This window comes from Microcoleus sp. Z1_B2, assembly GCF_036700325.1.
GTDB lineage: Bacteria > Cyanobacteriota > Cyanobacteriia > Cyanobacteriales > Microcoleaceae > Microcoleus.
Window position 1 is genome coordinate 66386 of the sequence record NZ_JAUBOQ010000020.1, and the last position, 20191, is coordinate 86576.

Genomic DNA, 20191 nt, shown 5'->3' on the forward strand with positions numbered 1-20191 from the left:
GTAGGGTTCGTTCCACGGGCCCAACCTACGAAGTTATTTAATCCACGATCCTTACAGCCAAAAGTCAACAGCCAACTGTCAACTGTCAACAGCCAACTGTCAACTGTCAACTGTCAACACTTTTCTAACTTGCAGCTTCATTCACCGGGAATCTATCGATTAACTGCATCGCCCGACAAGCATTCCTCCGCAAAGAATCGGAAACATGAGGAACATGAGGAATCTGAGACAAGAAATCCAAAGTCCGGCGCAAAATCCGCACCACATCCCCTTCATCCAAACTCGTATGGCTAATCAGTTCCAGCCATTCAACACCCAGAGCCCACTGTTCAACCAAAGTCACTAAATCCCGTTCCAGCCAAATCGGAATTGCAGAATCGTGCTTGCGCTGCACTTGAAACAATCGGCGGCGCAAGCCTTTTTGCAGATTGTCCAAAGGTGCCAAAACTTCTGGCGACAGCGAGTAGTGAGTCCAACTGTCGGGCCTGGAAACTTCTGTAACTAAGGCCGCGCAAGCTGCAGCGAGGTGGTGGGGGTCGAGTTCGTCAAACTCGGCAGACATCAGGGACAAACCCAGCCACAGTTCGTTATCGCCGCGAATGGCGGCGCAAGCTTGACCCAAGATTGTGGGTACTAACCTACCGGAGGAGTCATCTCGGTTTACATTTGCCGAAACTACTCTTTCCAAGCAGCCAAAATTCAGCAAGATGTCGATTAAGTTGAGAAATTCCTCCCAGTAGCGAGCTCTCTGCTTTTCTAAGTCTTCTTCGCTTTTGCGAACTTCTTTTTTCAATTCTTCCCGGCGGCGCTGACGTTTGAGCAAAGTACCGGGATTGCCCCATTCTAGAACCGGGTGAATTTCTAGCTGAGCTTCTAGGGCTGCGATTTTCCGCTGTTGCTCGTGAGCCTCTGGGGTCGGTTCTGGTGTGGGCAATGGTGGGATCGATGCAGCAATTGAAGCAGTTTCTTCAGTTCCCAAGCGGCACTGGCCGAGTCTCAGGGGCATTTCCGAGGGCGGGTTCAAGGTATCTGCAACGCTCAAGCGGGGTAATTCGGCGTGCAGGGTAGCGACATCGCTAATGGCGACGACATACCAGCGGTTATCTTTGCCCAAGCACACCAAATTTGGTGCTTGGCCGGAACCTGCGACTTTGGCAACCAATACGGCGGGTACAGGAGTTGTGTGCGATCGTTTGGCTGTCGGAACGTGCTTGCCTTTGAGACTCAGAACCGTGCCGAGCACTGCAAAAGCCACAGCTACGGACATTTCCTTAAATCTGGCTTCTTCAGCTTGCTGCAATAGAGTTTTCAGCAAACGTTTGTCTTCTTTGAGTCTGCCCTGCAATTTTTCGTAATGGGCGAGGTTTTTTTCCAGGGTGGAGACATTTCCTCCGGCCGCTAGGGACTGTTCCAGCACTGCTAATTCTGTTTGCAGTCGGTCTAATTCTGATTGCTGGGGCTGCAAGTACAAGGTAGACAGGTATTGACCAAAACTCCGCTCTACCAACTCTTGAGCTTCGTCGAGAGTGTGTGTTTGCAGCAAATTCAGCACCATGCCGTAGCTGGGCGTAAACTGACTGGCGAGGGGGTCGGCTTTGGCTGTTGCCAAATAGGAGGCTTCTTTTGCGCCTTCAAAGCGCGTCTGAACTGCGACCACGTGCCCCTGCTTGTCCATGCCCCGCCGACCCGCCCGACCGGCCATTTGGAGGAATTCTGAAGCGTTTAGCAGTCGGTGTCCCTTGTCGGTGCGCTTGGACAGGGTGGAAATGACTGTGGTGCGGGCGGGCATATTTATCCCGGCTGCTAGGGTTTCGGTGGCAAATACGACTTTAATCAAACCTCTGCCGAAGAGTTCTTCTACTAAACCTTTCCAAGCGGGCAAAATGCCTGCGTGGTGGGCGGCGATGCCTTTTAAAAGTGCTTCTTTTTGACCGAAGCGTTCTGCTTCTGGGTTTCGCTGTAAAAAATCGTCAATGATGCGTTTGAGTTCGGCTGTTTCGGCTTCGTTAACTAGGGAGAAGTTGCCGACTTCTGCGACTGCTTGGTCGCACCCGCGACGGCTGAAGATGAAGTAAATTGCTGGTAGCATATCTCGATCGTCCAACCGGGCCAAAACATCGGTCAAACTCGGAGTGGGGATGCTGCCTCTTTCTACTTTTTGCTGCTTCTTTTTGGGGACTAACCGGACATTCGCTCTTTTGCCGGTCTCGTCTAGCAGCGGAAATATCCCTTTTTGGTTGGCGAAGTGGAATTGCAGGGGTACTGGCCGAAAGTCTGAGTAGACGAGCTCTGTGGGCCCGTGGACTTTGTTAATCCAGTCTGTGAGTTGGTCGCTATTGGCAACGGTTGCTGAGAGGGCCAGCAGTTGAATTTCGCTCGAACAGTAGATGATGGATTCTTCCCAGACGGTACCGCGCTGGCGATCGTTCATGTAGTGACACTCGTCGAGCACGACGGTTTCGACTCCGGTGAGGGAAGTGCCGACTTCTCCGATCGGCGTACCGTAGAGCATATTCCGAAATATTTCGGTAGTCATCACCAAAATCGGCGCATCTCGATTGACGGAGATGTCGCCGGTGAGCAAACCTACGTTGTCGTCTCCAAATTGACTGCGGAAGTCGCGCAGCTTTTGGTTAGAGAGTGCTTTGAGGGGTGTGGTGTAGAAGACGCGCCGCCCTCTGTCGAGTGCTTGATGGATGGCGTATTCGCCGATTAACGTTTTCCCAGAGCCTGTGGGAGCGCACACGACAACGGATTTACCTGCATCGAGGGCGGCGATCGCCTCTCTCTGAAAGTTATCTAGCTCGAAGGGAAATATGGTCTTCAGATCCAGCTCTGGGCGGTTCTGGGCAGTGTCTGGCACAAGGATTATTATCAGGTTTCAGGGTAAGTATGCTGAAATCTTGCTAAAAGCAAGTCAGCAGAGGACTGTACTGATTTTAGATCAACGCCCGCAAATCGGCTATGAAGGAAGAGGGAAGAAGGAAGAGGGAAGAAGGAAGAGGGAAGAGGGAAGAAGGAAGAGGGAAGAAGGAAGAAGGCAAAAATTTTTTCTTTCTTGTGCCAACTGCCAAAACATGAGGTGCTCATAGGGCATAGGGTTCCGTGGGCATAGGGCTCGCCCCCATACCTCACCACGCTTGAGAACCGCTATATTGATTAGTCCCAGCCGAAGTCTCGATCGCACAATTGGGCTAATCTCTGATTGTGCGATCGAAAGTATGCTCTCAATTGGTCGTATATTGTGTCGTTTAATATAAAAATAGCTGTTGGCTGTGAACTTGGCTCAAGTGCTGCGATTTGTGGATTAAACACAATACTATTCGACTAGATATCACAGAATAATATGAATGTCAAGCTCTTTTGATAAAAAGATTTGTAGGGGCGGGTTCACCCACAATATCTCACAAATACAAACAATCTAAATAAACCCGCCCCCTCCCCACTAATAACCTACATGAACCTTGATTTCCTCCCATTATCCAAACGTATAGATAGATTTACCGTTGGGTGGGGGCGGGTTTAGGAGATTGTGGATTATTGACGATTATTGTGGGTGAACCCGCCCCTACAATTCCCGAAATGATTAGTCCCAGCCGAAGTCTCGATCGCACAATTGGGCTAATCTCTGGTTGTGCGATCGAAAGTATGCTCTCAATTGGTCGTATATTGTGTCGTTTAATATAAAAATAGCTGTTGGCTGTGAACTTGGCTCAAGTGCTGCGATTTGTGGATTAAACACAATACTATTCGACTAGATATCACAGAATAATATGAATGTCAAGCTCTTTTGATAAAAAGATTTGTAGGGGCGGGTTCACCCACAATATCTCACAAATACAAACAATCTAAATAAACCCGCCCCCTCCCCACTAATAACCTACATGAACCTTGATTTCCTCCCATTATCCAAACGTATAGATAGATTTACCGTTGGGTGGGGGCGGGTTTAGGAGATTGTGGATTATTGACGATTATTGTGGGTGAACCCGCCCCTACAATTCCCGAAATGATTAGTCCCAGCCGAAGTCTCGATCGCACAATTGGGCTAATCTCTGATTGTGCGATCGAAAATATGCTCTCAATTGGTCGTATACTGTGTCGCTGATGGGGGGATATTGGGTGGCGTTGTATTTTTCGTAGGTTTGTAGTTGGTGGGGCGGCAATTCTAGAAATTCTAAGACGCTGTTGTATGTGCCGAAGGGATTGGTATATAAGTCTTCGCTTTTGAGGATTAAAAGTTGTGATTTGGGAAAAAGTTTTATCCAGGCTGGGAGTTGATCGGCGTAAATGCCGCGGGTTAGATAACTGTGGTGTTGGTGTTCGTAACTGTAGTAGTTTGGGTTGGTTTGGAGTTTTTCTATTTCGCCTTTGAGTCTTTCGGGTTCGGCGGCGATCGCACTTTCTAATGATAGGGATTCGTAGCCTATTTTGATATAGTAATAATAGTGGGAGATTGCGCGTTCTACTGGGTTTCTCAGCAGGGCGATTATTTTAACTTTGGGACATAAATCATAAATTCGCTGGGGAACTTGGGGGTGACAGATATAGTAGGGGCTGGCTTCTCCGGTTACTAGGTTTTCGCTTGTTTGGGGCTGGGGAAATTGGGAATAGTACCAGTCGGGGCTTTTGTCGAAGTTGAAGTCGAAGTAATGGATTTCTTTTTGGGCGGCGGGGAGGATTTGGGGATGTTGGATTAGGTAGTTGTACAGGGATGTTGTGCCGCCTTTTTGGGCGCCGATGATGATGAAGTCGGGGGGTTTGGGGGGTTGTTTCATGGGTGGGGATGGTAGGTTTATTTGGCGCTTGTACTGACAGTGTTTCGGATTTGGCATTTGTACCGATTGTCCGCCGGGGGTTTTAACCCCCGTCTCATAGCGCAAGTCCTTTGAAAAGGACTGAAGATGTATTTATATATCTAATATCTTAATATTTGATTAGTCCTATGCAAGAGGACTTTAGCTATGAGACGGGGGTTTTTAACCCCCGGCGGGCTGGGGCGCAAGACGAAAATTCGATCGCACTTGGGGGCATTAGGGCAATTCGATCGCACTTGGGGGCATTAGGGCAATTCGATCGCACTTGGGGGCATTAGGGCAATTCGATCGCCCAATTTAGATTCGATCGCGCTGACAGGCATAACGATTCGATGGGCCGATCGTGATTGTAGATTCCGGTGGTTGAAAAGCGCTAGCAAGGCGAACACATCAACAAAGCCTGCCAGACAAGGGCTGGGAAATACATCGGATACGATCGCGATCGCTGTTTTTGGGCGATCGCATTCACTCTGAGTCTGACCACGAATTTCAAAGGTGGTATCAAGCCCCCGCATTTATCTCGCGCAAGTCAATCGAAAATCGAAAATCGAAAATCCTCAAGAAAGAGCATTTATCTCGCGCAAGTCAATCTAAAATCTAAAATCTAAAATCTAAAATCGATTGACCCCTGACATTTCAATTTAACTAGATTAGAGTGGAGTTAGGAATATCTAATCCCTGCGGGGCAAATCTTTCGCGGAAATATATTATTATCGGCGGCGATTTTGGTTGCGGGTTTGTGGGTTTTATTTTTCAGCCAAGGTACAAATTTAAATTTGTGCAAGAGGCTGATATGCAGGTTGTGGAAAATGGGAACAATAAAGATGGGATTGTACTGTCGAGCAGTAACTACCAGCAATACCATCTCTGAAATTATTCAGGAAGGCGTCAATGTTTAAGAGCAAATTATCCAAAATTATCGTATCCCTGCTGCGGCGGATTGCTGGTGTTACCAGATCCGGGGCTAAGCGGCTGATGAGAGCAATGCTGCAAACCCTGATGGCTATGGGCCGGAGGGCGAGACTGCCGGTGGCGGGGTTTGTGCTGCCGACGGTGACGATGGTGTTGCTGGTAGTGATTTTGCTGACTGTGGCGATTACGCTGCGATCGTTCGATCGGGCAAATACGGCCCGTAACGTGCGCGTGAACCAGCAGGTGCTGGCGGCCGCCACTCCCGCGATCGATCGGGCAAAGGCAAAAATTCAGTTTTTGCTAGAGCAAACCCAGAATCGGGGTACCCCTTCTGATGCAGACTTGTACTTGCCGATCGCCAACCCCACTACACCTGGAAGTACAGTTGATAATTATACCTTTGGGGACGAAGAACGCCTGAGACTTAAATATGACTTAGACGGTACCGGTGGCATAACTCCCGATCTTCCCGTTAACGATAAGGACTTTATTTTAGAAAAAAATGAATCGATAAATACTGCTTGGAGATATCCCGTCGATACAAATGGAGATGGCAAATTTGATAATTTTACCCTCTACGGCATATTCTTCCGCACCCCCCCAAGGGACGACGTTGAAAAAAGTCCTACTTTGGGCGACTTCTTAAGAAAAAGAGAGCCGTTGGAAGCAAGAAAGCCACCGCAGAGGAAACTTAAGGCTGGTTGCGAACAGGGTGGAGGTACTGTCGCTACTTTAGCGGGGGACTCAGGCTGGTACAGGATAGACGGGAAACTTAAAAAAAGTTTTTTCGTTTATACAGTTAACGTACCGATGACAGCAGCAGATGTTGCTGCTGCTGCTGATCCTACTAAGTATCAAGCATTCACAGGAACTTCTAGCATTTCAGCCCTGGAATATCAGCAAGACCAAAGTCTGATTCCGATCCCCAACAACGCGGTGGTTTATGAAAACGATCTAGACATATCGCCGGGACCTCCGTTGAATCTAAACGGGCGGATATTCACAAACAGTAATTTGCTAGTGACAGGGTTCAATGATCCTAACAGCATAAAACTGTATCAGGTCAGCAGCCCAGATTCTTGTTTCTACGAACAAGAAGGTAGCAAAATTGTTGTGGCTGGTAATGTAGTAAATGGTTGGTCTGGTAACAACACGGTTAAGAATGCAGTGGACGTGCACCTTTTTAAACAAGGTAGCCTCCCTACGAGCGGAAAAAACGCATTCATGTTGAGTAAAAAATTAGAAATTAAGGGGGGTACGGAATCAACTAGCGATTCTAGATTGAATGTTCTTTACAATGACGAAGCCTATACAAAGCGCCTATCTTTGCTAGTAGAAGCGCAGTTGGGAGACCCCGCCAGTCCCAACCCGGAGGCTAACGATCCGTTGTCAGTGCGACAGCGACTGCAAAGCCAAGATCGCAAACAAGCGCTGACAGAATATTTTAAGCAGATGCTCCGCAAGGTTCCCTATGCGGAAGTGCCACTTGGAGGAAACGCAACGGCGGGGTACGGTCTTCCGTGGTCAACACCAGCCGGAACCCCACCCATTCTAGAAAGCAGAGAGACCCTAAGACCGGTAGACAAATGGAGTTTGCTCAATGATTCCGACACCAAAGTCAACCTAACGGTTGGTCAGCTAGAAGCAACAGACCCCTCAAAAGAACCTGAAGAAGAACAATTTCTGGGCGATCGCGTTGTGGTAGGCAACAACCTACCAGCCAAGAGATGGGACGCCACCAAATCTCAATTTACCAGTAAGCCGGAAGAAATAGCAGGGAAGTGGAATAACACCGACCCCCCAGATCCTAATTTTCCGCGCACTCGATCGTCCCAGGTGACCAAGATCGCTGATGCAGGAGCGACCGATCGCAACGGTTTTTGGGAACAAGAAGCAGCAAAAAACCCGAAAAATCCCTTGGATGGCGTTGGCGGTTTGCGCGTCATTACTGGTGCAGGGGTTTACGATCGCACTAATTCATTCCTGCCGCCGCCTAGCTGGATAGATCCTTTGAGTGCGAGTGGTGCGCTCAAAGGCGGGGTATTAGACCCTACTGCTACTTACGACGACCCAACAACGACCGCCACTGAGCAGTACCGTGTCGTCTGGCCCGACTCCATGCCGATGTCACCACTGGGGCCGGGGTCAGAAGTATATGATAATGTTGCCCGTAACTGGATTAGCTGGGACCCAACTTGGTCTAGTCCTACCGATATCAGCGCCACTCTCCCACCAGCAGTCGGCTCTACTACTCTACTTCCAGGTATTGTTGAGCAGGCTACCACCGCTAGGAAATATGCCAAAGGCGATTTGCGGATGCGGGCGACGGTAGTTTATCACTATAAAGATAGTCCCCCTGCCAAGGGAGAGTTGAATGACAAACCGCTGGCCTGCGTCAGCAGCTATTACGACCCTAGCAACGCTTCCACAGCGAGAAACATTTCGACGGGAAGCCTACCCGATGTCAGCGGCCAGGGAGCGCTCGCACCAGATATCGCAACACGCGCACCTGGGCTAGGAACACGGCAGACCTTTATCGGCTCCAACAACGGCATCACCTACGGCCCCCCGAAAGCGCGACCGGGTGCCGCTTCAACGCTTTCTGCCACAACAGGCTTGCTTACTGGCGGACAAGCTGCTTTAGATATGCAAGCTAACTTAGTCTTCCCCGACGGTCGCTTTGCTAATAAGCCGTTGAGAGATGCTCTTGTGAAAGCAGACACCGATCGCAATTTGGCAGACAAAGCTGCGATCGACTCGACTAATTGCGCCATACAGATACTTGACGGCTCGATCGTACCCGCTCCCACACTCATTCCTAACGGGGCTATCCAAGAAGTAGCATTTTTGAATGCCAGAGAAGTCAAGGCGATCGATCGTGATGATCCGGCTACCAACGTTAACGAAGCCTTTACGCTGAGCAGCCCGACCACAGGTCTCCAAAAAGCAAACTTAACAGGGAATTACAACCAGCCCTTAGAAGAAAGGCAACCTTTAGAAATTCGTGCCACTCAGATAGACCTCGATGTACTGCGAAGGACTAAATTTGGAACGGACGAGTATTTACTACCAAACAGCGGGATTATTTATGCCACTCGCGACGATGCGCTGCCCGATCGCAGTTCTCGCCCTGGTCTTGCCGCAGGTGGCATAGATGAAAGTAGTAGCGCAACAGTCAGCCCCACAGATTCCCTACTAGATCCTACTCGCAAGCCCAACGGAATTTTACTGGTGAATGGTAAGGAGCTAGGCAGATTTCCTGGTTCCTCCGCTACTGTGGCGGATGTAGTCATGGAAAAGGGGCTGACTTTGGCATCTAATTTACCCGTTTACATCAAAAACGAATTTAACCTTCACTCCGGCGAAGAGTTTACTCAGGCCGTGGGTGATTGGAGTGCCTTTTACGATCGCACAGCCGCCAACCTCAATAAGAACTTTGCCTGTCGCCCAGGCGACCCCAGATTAGGTGGTCAATGTACAACCGGGGACACCTGGCGTCCTGCCAACATACTGGCAGATGCTGTCACCCTGCTTTCAAAAAATTACCGTTTTGGCTTCCGCAACGAGGGAGATTTTGACCTGAGAAATAATGCCGGTGCTGCTGCTGTAATGCCTCGCAAACAGCAAGGATTTTACAGCAACAACTTTGTGACAAACGGACTTTCCAGCGGGGAATTCAAAGCTACGAGTGGCAATTTAGTCAACACAGGAGGCACAGCAGTTACAGACGCAAACTACGCAAACAACAGCAATCCTGTTAACAGTTCTTACTTCAACAACTTCGTCACTCCAGTGCAGCGACGCGGGAAATTCCCCGAGTATTTAATGGAAGTTTGTAACAAAATCCCGGTTTCTGCCTGTGATGATGATGACTGGTTCGTCAATCCGCAAACTCAGATCCGTGCAAATGTGGGTGTGTCCTCTGCCGATTGGCTAGCCGGAACAACTGCTGCTCCCCCAGCGCCCCAATATCAACGCTTCCCCCGCCGAGTTGCTTTTCAAAGAAACCGCCCTGCAAATGATCTGGTGCTAGATGCAAGCAACAATCCAACGCCTTTAGGGATTACTGGCACAACAGTTGTTGCTGGGCCAGGCACAAATTTAACAGATAATTCTCTGTGGTTTGCGACGACTGCTACGGCTGGCGGTACTACAGTGACTTATGGTTCAGAAAAATTTCCCTATGTGTTTAACCCGGCGCGGAAGGACGGGAGCGGTGCAGATCTGCCACAATTAGTCCCAGGAACAAAGTGGCAACCACTACTCATGCCGGTTTTGCAGATCCAAACTGTGACGGCGGCGCCAGCGGCTGCTTCATCGACCAGTTTGCCAGAAGGTACAGGTATTGTGAGGGCAACCGGGTGGATAACGACGGCTGTAAACACAACATTTAATATGGTCGTAGGCTCGAACGATACTCCTTCGCGATCGCTCGGTAATGTCGGTGACTTTAACGGAGGCCTGCAAAACTTGCCCCGCTTCTTGGAAAGCTGGAATTCCGGGGCAGTTTCCACAAACATCCAGGGTTCCTTTATTCAGTTCGGCCGGAGTGCTTACAGCACCGCGCCCTATATCCCGATTCTAGATCCGGCGGCTTCGCAGCAGACAGCTTCAGGTACTAAATTGCGGAGTCTTTTCGATTCACCGCCAATCTCACCGAGCCCAGCCCCACCCGCAGTCACTTACACTGGCGGTGTTCCAAGAGCTTTATACAGAACAGATGCTGGCGCCGGTGCCCTTCCCTTCTTCACCCCTCCTGCTCGGAATTGGGGTTATGACTTGGGCTTACTATCTCAGCCACCCGACTTGTTTACCCGAAAGTTCACGACTCCTCCCACAAAACGCACCCCGGATGAGTATTTCCAGGAAGTACCTCGCAATGATGAGTGGGTACAAACATTGTTGTGTGCTTTCCTTGATAAGGACGGGACAACGAAAGCTGTCACTGGCAATTTGCGCCCAACAGATTCATTCTGCAAATCTAAAGCAGGTGCCTAACCATGAATAAACTACTAAAAGACAACAGCTACTCGCAACCCTTGTTATTCAAGGGAGCAAAGACAGAAACAGGATTCAGCAGCCAGCCGACTGAGAGTAAATCTGGCAGTTGCGCCCAAAAACTGAAGCCACAAGATTCTGGCTACACGATTATCGAGTCATTGGTAGCGATGATTGTAGTTTCGGTGCTGATGATCGCGATCGCCCCGGTGATGGCCTACTCAGTAGCAACTCGCGTCCAAGCGCGGCGGATCGAACTGGCTGCGATGGCGGGGAGAGCTTACATTGACGCTCTGAGAGTGGGGGCGATCAGACCTAATGATGCAACAAGCCCAGTAGGTTTTCCTGCCGCCGATGCTAATCCTATTCCTGCTGCTCCTACAAGCTCCAGTGGTTTGTACTGCGTTGATACGGATGGGGGAGGTTGTGCTAGCAGCAAAGACTTTTATATTCAGGGTGTTCGTCCCCCAAATACAGGAACCACTATTCCCACAGACACAGGCTATAACCTGATTGTGCGGGTTTACCGGGCCGACGGGTTTACCGGAAAGCCGATGACAACTACACAGCAATCAGTCGCTAATTCCGGTCTGGGCAATCCTCAAGCGCCTTTGGTGGTAATGCAATCACAAATTCCCCCTACTACAGGAGAGACCTCCTCCTATGGATCGTTGTGCACTCGCCTCCAAGGTGATTCTCAAAAGTGTACAAATTAAATTCCTTGTTATTAGATTAAAACCGCTCCCCCCATTTGACAAAGGAAAAGTCAAAATGAAAACTTTACTCAGGTTGCTTCTAAAAAGTCAGCACCAACGAAACCGATCCGAGCCAGATCAAACAGAAAATGGGATGACTCTGGTCGAGCTATTAGTCGGAGCAATTATGGCGTTTTTAATCATCACGCCGATGCTCGGTTTTGTAGTCGATATGCTGAATACCGACAGGAGAGAACAAGTCAAATCAAATACCGAGCAAGACCTTCAGGCCGCCGCTGATTTCATCTCCCAAGATTTGAGTCAAGCTATTTATATTTACGATAATAATCCCGCTACTATCAGCACTCCCACCACCACCCCTACAGGCATCCCGGCTATCAGATCTCAACTTCCGCCTAATGGAACTCCGATCCTCGTATTTTGGAAGCAGCAACCGAGGAAAAATTCTATTCCTTTTAACCCAGAAGTTGCTAAGACGGTAAAACCAAAAGATTGCGATACTAACCCTGGTAAATGCAACGACACCTATGTACTATCATTAGTTGCCTACTACCAGATCCAAGAAACTGATTCTACTTCTATTTGGTGTCAGCCTTCAGGAGGCACTTGTCCTACCCGTATTGCCCGCTATGAAATTAGTGATGGGATTAGAAACCCTGACGCGCCAGATCCTGCAGATCCTTACTACAGTGATACTGACACAAAAGACACTCAACGACGAGATCGAGCTTTTAATACAAGTTTTGACTTTAGTAAGCCCACGGTAAATGTGACGACAGGCACCGATTTTCCCGATCCTCAAGTATTGGTTAACTACATCGACCACAGTACAGGGCCGGCAGTCACAGGCACTGAATGCAAGACTGCTCTTGGTAATCCTATCGACCAAAGAACTGCAACACCAATCCCAGAAACAACTTTAATAATAGCCAACCCAACAAATAGCTTTTACGCTTGTGTTGATACATCTAAAAACATAGCCAGAGTGACGCTAAGAGGAAACAGCCTCCGCCGCCTTCAACCCAACGATACTGCTTACAACCCCAACAGATCGGCATTTTTCCCAACAGCAAGCGTGCAAGTACAAGGTCTGGGTGCGCGAGGAAGATAACTGATGTCTAAAACTGATTGCCGAATAGCGCGACTAGCATATAAAACAGGAGAATAAAATGAAAACCCCAATATTATTAAAAGTTTTGCAGATTTCTGCAACAAAAGCAAACCCTAATTTCAACAAAACTGCATCCAGAAAAGATGATGGAGGATTCACGCTTCTAGAAGTGCTCGTGATAGCGTTAATCATAGGTATATTCAGCTCGATCGCGGCTCCAAGCTGGCTGGGATTCATCAACAGACAAAGAGTTCGCACAGTGAACGATCGAGTTTTCCAATCATTACGACTTGCACAAAGCGAAGCAAGGCGAACTAAGAGCACTGTCACAGTTACATTTAATCCTACAGACCCCCCAACAGTTACGTTTACCCCCCCACTAGCTACTGGTGGTAGTACACAGACGTTAGATGGTGGAGGCGAAATTAAACCCGGCACTATTGCGCTTACCGTTAATACACCTGCTCCTACCACGCCTCCAAACTCGATCGTTTTTGACTACCAAGGCAATCCCTCCACAACTGGGTTTGTGGTCACAGTTGCTCCAGCTAATGCTCCTAACAGCTCTGCCAGACAGTGCGCGAGGGTAGAAACTCTCATAGGAGGAATGAGAACTGCTGAAGGAACAGAATGCAACTAACTCGCTGTCGATGATAGCTTTCAATAAATTTAATCTCTAACAGCAATTCCGCATAAGTTCGGTATTGCTAAAATCTATTAACTGAAATTATTTAATATTTCAAATCCTCTTAAAACAGTCAAAAAATGCAGCTAGAACTAAAACAAATAATCATCCAGCCCGGAAATCAACTATTACTCAAAGACATAACCTGGCCGATGTTTGAAACCCTACTAATATCATTTCCGGTAACACCGGAATGATGTTGACGGTTGGCGGTTGACTGTTCACTGACAACAGTCAACTCGAATTTACTATTCCGATGCTAACGAATTTGATATCATAACTGCTTAACTAACCAAGCGATCGCCCCTGCAACATCAGCAACCTGCTCAACATCGGGAATCCGTGGCCGCTGCACCATCACCACCGGAATTCCCAGTTCCCTAGCCGCCACAATTTTCGCATAAGTAGCACCGCCCCCGCTGTTTTTACTAACAATAGTATCAATCTGATATTCTAATAGTAATTGGCGCTCATCTTCCAAAGAAAAAGGCCCCCTTGCTAATAACAACTTACCATTAGGAATAGGAGAATTGAGTGCCGGAGGATCGATCGCCCGCATCAAAAACCAAATAGCATCCAAACCAGCAAAAGCAGCCAATTCCTGCCTACCAATCGTCAGAAACACCCGCTGAGACAGCCCTAATAAAGCCCTTGCAGCCTCCGAGTGGCCCGCAACATCAATCCAGCGATCGCCCTCCACCCTCTCCCAAGCAGGACGCACCAGCATCAAATACGGCACATTACATTCAGCAGCCGCAACAGCAGCATTAGCAGAAATCCGAGCCGCAAACGGATGAGTAGCATCGATTAAGAAGTCGATCGGGCGATCGACTCCCTTGGCGTAGTCCCCGTAGGGGCGGGCCGAGCTAACGCGCAAAAACGCCGCCAGCCCAGCCGCCCCACCAAACCCCCCAATCCGCACCGTACCCGTTTTGGGGGTAAAAGGCTGTTGAGTGCGTCCTGCTAGCGAAGAAACCACCTCAATATCAGCAATTTGAGACGCTCTCACCGCCAGTGCCGCAGCATCCCCCGTCCCCCCCAAAATTAGCAACCGTTTTTTCACCAAATTATACTTCTGCCTGCAATTTTCCTTAAAAACCGATGACTTGAGTGTCAGGAGGCAGTGCAGTGGCCTCGGAGACCTTTTTAAACACAGTTGCCTGCTCGTTTAAGGAATTAGGCCTCGCCTGTCCGGGATTCGTGCCTTGCAACTGAAGCCGCATTTGACCTTCGGGAGTCAACTCAAAAACAGTCTCAACGGTTTCTGTGCTGCTGAGGCCGACATCAATGTGCATCGGTTTTTCACCGAGATTAACTTTGTACCTCATTTCTTTGGCGCGGGCAGCTCCGTCGGGGCCTTTAGCCATGAGAAACAATTTGCCTTCTGGCGCAAAGACGAAGGTGAAAGACTGACCCGAGGCGACAGTGCCTTGCCATTGGCCTAGGAGTTGCTGGTCGAGGGTGCTAGCGGCCGGGGCTGCTGTTTCTTGGGCAATTGTTGGTGTTGCTGCGGATGCTGAACCGAGGGCGGCGTTGAAGCTAATGAGGATGCCCAAGCAAAGGCTACCTGCGATCGCTTTACCAATCATTTTTGAATTAGACATGAGACAGATCTAAAAATTGGTTATTTGTTTTGTACACTGTAGCCGTAAAACCGTACTTTGTTTAGTTTAAATCCCTTTTATGGATAGATATAGGTTGAGGTTCAAACCTACAACGCAGTTGTCATCCCCGAACTAAAGCTTTTTACTCGTTACCAGGCTTTTACTCGTTACCAGGCTCTTCCTGGTAACGCATATCCGCAGGAAGAGCCTCCCTAGTCTGGGCAGAGGCAGAGCCTCGCTTACATCGTTTCCCAGGCAGAGCTTGGAAGTTAACCAGTTATTGAAACTGATGCGAGTATTGCTATAATTGACTATTGCGATCGATCGCATCTCCAGATAGTTTAGCAAATCCATCCCATTAATAGTCTTTCATTAATTTTTTTCAGTATCAGCTTCGACTTGTTCTGTCGGAGATTCCGGCGCCGGTTCCTGTGGATTTCGCGATCGTTTCATTAGCTCCAATGCCTCTGCGTAAGACCAAGCCACGTTCACAAGAAAAGCTTTCGCCATGCCGGACAAATTTTGTGCATCCTCGGTTTCAGGCGCTTCAGCTTTTTGGTTGCCGTCATTCATCATATTTTTGTTTTCTCCCGGCCAGGTTTTTATAGCGATTTTTTGCAGTCTGCGATCGATACCCACAAACTATGATTTTTCTTGCACCCGCACCCTAAGTATCTTTGAGGATATGACCTTGATTACCACAAATAATATCATCAATAAGCTGTGGAGCATTTAAACCAGTAACGAGGCTAAGCTAATACGCATTTAAATTGCATGGGGCAATAAATTTTCCTTCTTGTGGGGAGTAGGGGTTGGGCCGGAAAGCCCGCCCTCAACATACAGCATATTCCATGTATATGCGGTACATACAAGAAGAGAAACGCGAGTAAGGTGCGGATACACCCGTCAATCTGCAATCTTTATCAAATATGAAGGAGCGACGCACCCTACGGACTAACACCACACAATATAGCTGCTAAGGATCGCGAATTAAATAACTTACAATTTTAATTGTTATTGTGGGATGGGCGTCCCGCCCGTCCAAAAAGGATGGGCGGGACGCCCATCCCACTTTCAAGAGTGGAAGTTATTTAATTCTCATTCCTAATGTACTTTATGAACCAGCGAATATGCTGTAACATAAAAGACTTTCAACTCAAAAACCCAGTTTCACCTGAGAAACTGGGTTTTTGAGCATCTGTTCTAGTTTATGTATGGTCGCCTACTTGATTGCGTCTGCCGTATTAACTAGCTCAACCTATTTAAACCTCAAACTTTTCAGGTGTTCAGAAACTCGCAAGGGCGAGCACTCTTGGCTGCGCCCCGAAAGCAATCAGGTTTCTCAGTGTTATATTTTTTTAGTGGGAGCTACTAATCCTTTAATTCGCGGATACTTCTCTTAGCAGTGTCTTGATACATCTCCCCCATTTCTTTCACGGCTGCTCCTGCCTCTTGCCCAATCTTCTGAACTCGATCGCCTGGAGAGTCTGAGGTTTCGCGAGCTTCTTGCCTCCATTCCCGTGTTGTTTGGGGTCTTTCAGGATTGTTGAGCTCAGACTTTGAGCTGGCTTGCGCGCCAAAACCTTTGTTACTGCTTCCCGAATCAACATTTGTTGTTAGGAGCAGAAAACCGACTAGGACAACACTCAAAAAACTCTTGATTTGAAAACCCTTAAGCAGGGAACTGATGCGAGCAATGGCTGTGGAAATCAAATTCATCTCAGTAATACTCCCGAAGTTAATTGGTGATAATTTTCAACATTTTTTCATCTAATTGACTCGCTCCAAATTTAGCAGCTAATGCGAGGTAAAGCCAACTTAGCTTTAACTTGCGATCGACCACCTAAATAGAGTTATAGGTTAACGATAAAATCTGGTAAACACGCAACCTATGTGTGAGCCAATTAGCTTTTTCACACATGAATATCACGTTAACAGCAGCCAAATAGTTCTACCTCTAACTAAAGTCATAACTTAGTTAGAAGCAAAAAAAATATTTTTATACACATGGTTAGACAATTTTTAATCAAGCATGGTATGCAGGGCGAATTCTTATTGCAAGCGATCGCCCGTTTTCACGTCAAACCAGTGCAGCAACTGAGACGGAAAAACCAGCTCTACAATTTCGGAATTCCAGTGGCGGTCATTTGGCACTAAAGCCCGCACCGTTACAGACTCCAAACCTTTAACTCGGACGCTAACTAAATTTTGCATTCCCAAGTTTTCCACTAAAAAAACCTCACCTTTAATTGCCTCTGGGGCCGACATCTTGCCGGCCTCTGCATCTGCAAAGCCGACGTGTTCGGGGCGAATTCCCAACACAATTTCTGGCGGCACAGTCGGCATATTTGGGAGTGGAACTCCAAACTCCCCCAACTTAGCAAAATTGCCCTGGCATTTAAGCACGAGCAAATTCATTTGCGGGCTGCCCACAAAACCAGCTACAAACTGATTGGCCGGACGAGTATAAATTAAGTGTGGCGGATCGAGCTGCTGCACGTTGCCGCAGTTGAGAACTGCGACTTTGGTAGAAAGCGTCATTGCTTCGGTTTGGTCGTGAGTTACGTACACTACCGGAGCTTTTTGGGAGGAAAACAATTGTTTAAGTTCGGCCCTAACTTTTTCCCGTAATAATGCGTCGAGATTGCTCAAAGGTTCGTCGAGCAAAAATACTTCCGGTTGGCGCACTAAAGCGCGGCCGAGGGCCACTCGCTGCCGCTGTCCGCCTGATAGTTTTCCTGGTTTGCGATCGATTAATTCCGTCAATCCCAGGGATGTTGCAACTTCCGTCACTAACCGATTGATTTCGCTGGAGGAGATTTTGCGAAGTTTGAGGCTCGACGCCATATTCTCGTATACTGTCATGTGCGGATACAGCGCGTAACTTTGAAAAACCATTGCAATATCCCGATCGCCCGGTCTGAGATAAGTGACATCGCGATCGCCAATTCTAATCTCGCCTCTAGTCGGCTGTTCCAACCCTGCAATTAACCGCAGCGTCGTAGATTTACCACACCCCGAAGGCCCCAGCAACGTCAGAAATTCCCCTTCGCTGACATCCAAACTAATGTCTTTCACGGGAACAACTTTAGGGCTGTAGGTTTTATTGAGGTTTTTGAGTTGCAATTTTGCCATGATTTTTAAAGTGTTGACTGTTGACTGTTGACTGTTGATTGTTGACTGTTGACTGTTGACTGTTGACTGTTGACTGTTGACTGTTGACTGTTGACTGTGTTGTTTGACTCGTTCCCAGGCACAGCCTAGGAACCAGTTCAATCTAAAATCTAAAATCTAAAATCTAAAATCGATTTATCCTTTTACTGCCCCCGCTGTTAAACCCTGAACAATGCGCCGCTGGAACACCAAAACCAGCAAAACCAAGGGCAAAGTTCCCAAAACAGTAGCTGCGGCGATCGGGCCGTAAGGAATCTCAAAGACTGACACCCCGCTGAGTTGAGCAGTTGCGACGGGAATAGTTTTCAGAGATTCGCGAGTCATAAATGTCAGTGCAAAAATAAACTCGTTCCAAGCTGAAATAAACGTCAAAATTCCCGTTGTGACTAACGCGGGAAATGTCATCGGTAGCACGATTTGCCACAGCATTTGAAAAGTGTTGTAGCCGTCAACTTTAGCCGCATCTTCCAAATCTTTTGGCAACTGTTGAAAGAAACTTCGCATCACCAAAATTGTCAGCGGCAGATTGATCGCAGTGTAAGGAATAATTAATGCTAAATAATTATTGCCTAAATCCAAAGCTTTGACAATTTCCAGCAGTCCCAAAAATAGCAGCACCGCCGGAAATAGCGTCACAATCGTCACAGTTGCCAGGATGATTTTCTCGCTCCACAGCCGCAACCGGGCTAAAGCGTAAGCTGCAGGAGCGCCTACTGCTAAACACAGTAATGTTGAAGTAATGGAAACAAAAGCGCTATTTAAAATGTAAAGTCCAAACGGGCGGCGCTGGAACAGCGACAGGTAATGCTCGAAAGTAATTCGTTTGGGAATGTAGACGTTGGGAATCGCCGAAATATCTGCATTTACTTTGAAAGAAGTTAGCACCTGCCAGATAATAGGTGCGAGGAAATAGGCGACAATTAAGAGCGCTGAGATTGGCAAGATTAATTGCCGGATGTTAAAGGTTTTTTTGCTAGGTTGTTCGCGGGCGATCGACATAATTTATACCAATGAAAGGAAAAATTTAAACCGTTCAGCAATCTAAAATCTACAATCTACAATCCTCAAATCTAAAATCTAAAATCTAAAATCTAAAATCAATTGATGCGGGCTCTCGATAACAGATAAGTGGCGATCGCAACTGCTGCCACTAACATCAAAAAAGTACACACCACCAAAGCCGCCCCATACCCAAAGTCTAAATACCTCATTACCGTGCTGTAAATGTAGATAGAAACCGTCTCCGTTGCCCCCGCCGGCCCCCCTCCCGTCATCACCTGAATCAAGTCAAAAATGCCGAAAGATTGGGCAAATCGAAACAGCACAGCAATCACAATTTGGGGCATCAGCAAGGGCACAGTAACTTGACGGAAACTCTGCCAGCTACTAGCGCCGTCAATCGCGTGTGCTTCGTACAAATCACCGGGAATTGATTGCAATCCCGCTAGCAAAAGCAAGCTGACAAAGGGCGTAGTTTTCCACACATCCGCTGTAATCACTGCCATCATTGCCAAAGTCGGATCTCCCAGCCAGCTAATGCTATTTTGAATCAATCCCAATCGCCTCAAAATGTCGTTAATTACGCCGTATTGGTCATTAAAAATCCACGCCCAAGCTACTCCCATCAATGCAGTGGGCAACGCCCAAGGTAGCAGGGAGATTGTGCGAACAATGCCGCGCCCTGGGAAGGATTGATTTAAGACTAAGGCAATGCCCATACCGAGAATTAATTCCAGCACAACAGAGGCGACAGTAAATACAGTGGTGTTGCCTAAAGTTTGCCAGAAACGCCCGTCACCTAACATTCGACTGTAGTTAGCAAAACCGGAAAAAACCAGTTTTAATTCTGTACCGAGGTTTTGGGTGAATAAACTCAGCCAAAAAGCCCGCAATATTGGGTAAGCAAATACTAGCATCAGAATTATCAAAGCTGGTGCTACTAATATCCACCCGGTTTTTTGTTCGCGCTGTCGCATCTTGTCTAATTGCATCTTGTTCACCTTTAATTTATTTTTTGGCGGGCCAGAAGCCCAACCCCTACTCCCCACAATTGAATTAACTGGTTTGTGGAACAGGCATCTTGCCTGTTTCTAACTCTTTGTGGAACAGGCATCTTGCCTGTTTCTAACTCTTTGTGGAACAGGCATCTTGCCTGTTTCTAACTCTTTGTGGAA

The 20191-nt window shown here is 47.8% G+C and carries 16 protein-coding genes; 4 read left to right on the plus strand and 12 right to left on the minus strand.

Annotated elements, in window-relative coordinates; genetic code table 11:
- Window positions 1-124: 124 nt before the first annotated feature.
- The 5 genes from QT984_RS13865 to QT984_RS13885 all read right to left on the minus strand — a co-directional run bounded on the left by QT984_RS13865 (window position 125) and on the right by QT984_RS13885 (window position 5332).
- Window positions 125-2863, minus strand: coding sequence for a DEAD/DEAH box helicase (locus QT984_RS13865; RefSeq protein ID WP_333374209.1), 2739 nt, complete (start codon window positions 2861-2863; stop codon window positions 125-127).
- 296 nt (window positions 2864-3159) lie between these two features.
- A complete protein-coding gene (locus QT984_RS13870) occupies window positions 3160-3315 on the minus strand; it encodes a hypothetical protein (protein ID WP_333210588.1) in 156 nt (51 codons plus the stop codon).
- Between the two features lie 271 nt (window positions 3316-3586).
- A complete protein-coding gene (locus QT984_RS13875; protein ID WP_333210588.1) occupies window positions 3587-3742 on the minus strand; it encodes a hypothetical protein in 156 nt (51 codons plus the stop codon).
- A gap of 271 nt (window positions 3743-4013) precedes the next feature.
- Entirely contained in the window at window positions 4014-4778 is a 765-nt protein-coding gene (locus QT984_RS13880; protein WP_333374211.1) for a sulfotransferase domain-containing protein, read from the minus strand.
- Between the two features lie 284 nt (window positions 4779-5062).
- Window positions 5063-5332: a hypothetical protein gene (locus tag QT984_RS13885; protein WP_333055993.1), complete on the minus strand. Its 270-nt coding sequence runs from the start codon at window positions 5330-5332 to the stop codon at window positions 5063-5065.
- A 376-nt stretch (window positions 5333-5708) separates the two neighbouring features.
- Here QT984_RS13885 and hpsA point away from each other — a divergent pair, with 376 nt between their 5' ends.
- The 4 genes from hpsA to QT984_RS13905 are packed head-to-tail and all read left to right on the plus strand — an operon-like array spanning window position 5709 to window position 13194.
- On the plus strand, window positions 5709-10727 hold the full coding sequence (gene hpsA / locus QT984_RS13890) for a hormogonium polysaccharide biosynthesis protein HpsA (RefSeq protein WP_333374214.1): 5019 nt from the start codon (window positions 5709-5711) through the stop codon (window positions 10725-10727).
- A 2-nt stretch (window positions 10728-10729) separates the two neighbouring features.
- Window positions 10730-11443 carry a hormogonium polysaccharide secretion pseudopilin HpsB gene (gene hpsB / locus QT984_RS13895; RefSeq protein ID WP_333374216.1) on the plus strand — a complete coding sequence of 238 codons (714 nt, stop codon included), beginning with the start codon at window positions 10730-10732 and terminating at the stop codon, window positions 11441-11443.
- A 55-nt stretch (window positions 11444-11498) separates the two neighbouring features.
- Entirely contained in the window at window positions 11499-12554 is a 1056-nt protein-coding gene (gene hpsC / locus QT984_RS13900; protein WP_333374218.1) for a hormogonium polysaccharide secretion pseudopilin HpsC, read from the plus strand.
- Window positions 12555-12612: 58 nt separating this feature from the next.
- The gene (locus QT984_RS13905; RefSeq protein WP_333374220.1) at window positions 12613-13194 is read left to right on the plus strand and encodes a GspH/FimT family pseudopilin; all 582 of its coding nucleotides are present in this window, start codon (window positions 12613-12615) and stop codon (window positions 13192-13194) included.
- Window positions 13195-13513: 319 nt separating this feature from the next.
- Here QT984_RS13905 and QT984_RS13910 read toward each other — a convergent pair whose 3' ends face one another.
- From QT984_RS13910 to QT984_RS13940, 7 genes are all read right to left on the minus strand, one after another.
- Window positions 13514-14302, minus strand: a complete 789-nt coding sequence (locus QT984_RS13910) for a cobalt-precorrin-6A reductase (protein ID WP_333374237.1) — start codon at window positions 14300-14302, stop codon at window positions 13514-13516.
- Between the two features lie 28 nt (window positions 14303-14330).
- Window positions 14331-14843, minus strand: coding sequence for a hypothetical protein (locus tag QT984_RS13915; protein WP_333233439.1), 513 nt, complete (start codon window positions 14841-14843; stop codon window positions 14331-14333).
- Between the two features lie 372 nt (window positions 14844-15215).
- Entirely contained in the window at window positions 15216-15419 is a 204-nt protein-coding gene (locus QT984_RS13920) for a hypothetical protein (RefSeq protein ID WP_333056000.1), read from the minus strand.
- 795 nt (window positions 15420-16214) lie between these two features.
- Window positions 16215-16562, minus strand: a complete 348-nt coding sequence (locus tag QT984_RS13925; protein ID WP_333056001.1) for a hypothetical protein — start codon at window positions 16560-16562, stop codon at window positions 16215-16217.
- Between the two features lie 333 nt (window positions 16563-16895).
- A complete protein-coding gene (locus QT984_RS13930; RefSeq protein ID WP_333374239.1) occupies window positions 16896-17978 on the minus strand; it encodes an ABC transporter ATP-binding protein in 1083 nt (360 codons plus the stop codon).
- Window positions 17979-18152: 174 nt separating this feature from the next.
- A complete protein-coding gene (locus QT984_RS13935) occupies window positions 18153-19016 on the minus strand; it encodes a carbohydrate ABC transporter permease (protein ID WP_333374222.1) in 864 nt (287 codons plus the stop codon).
- A gap of 98 nt (window positions 19017-19114) precedes the next feature.
- Window positions 19115-20008, minus strand: a complete 894-nt coding sequence (locus QT984_RS13940) for a sugar ABC transporter permease (protein WP_333056004.1) — start codon at window positions 20006-20008, stop codon at window positions 19115-19117.
- Window positions 20009-20191: the final 183 nt, after the last annotated feature.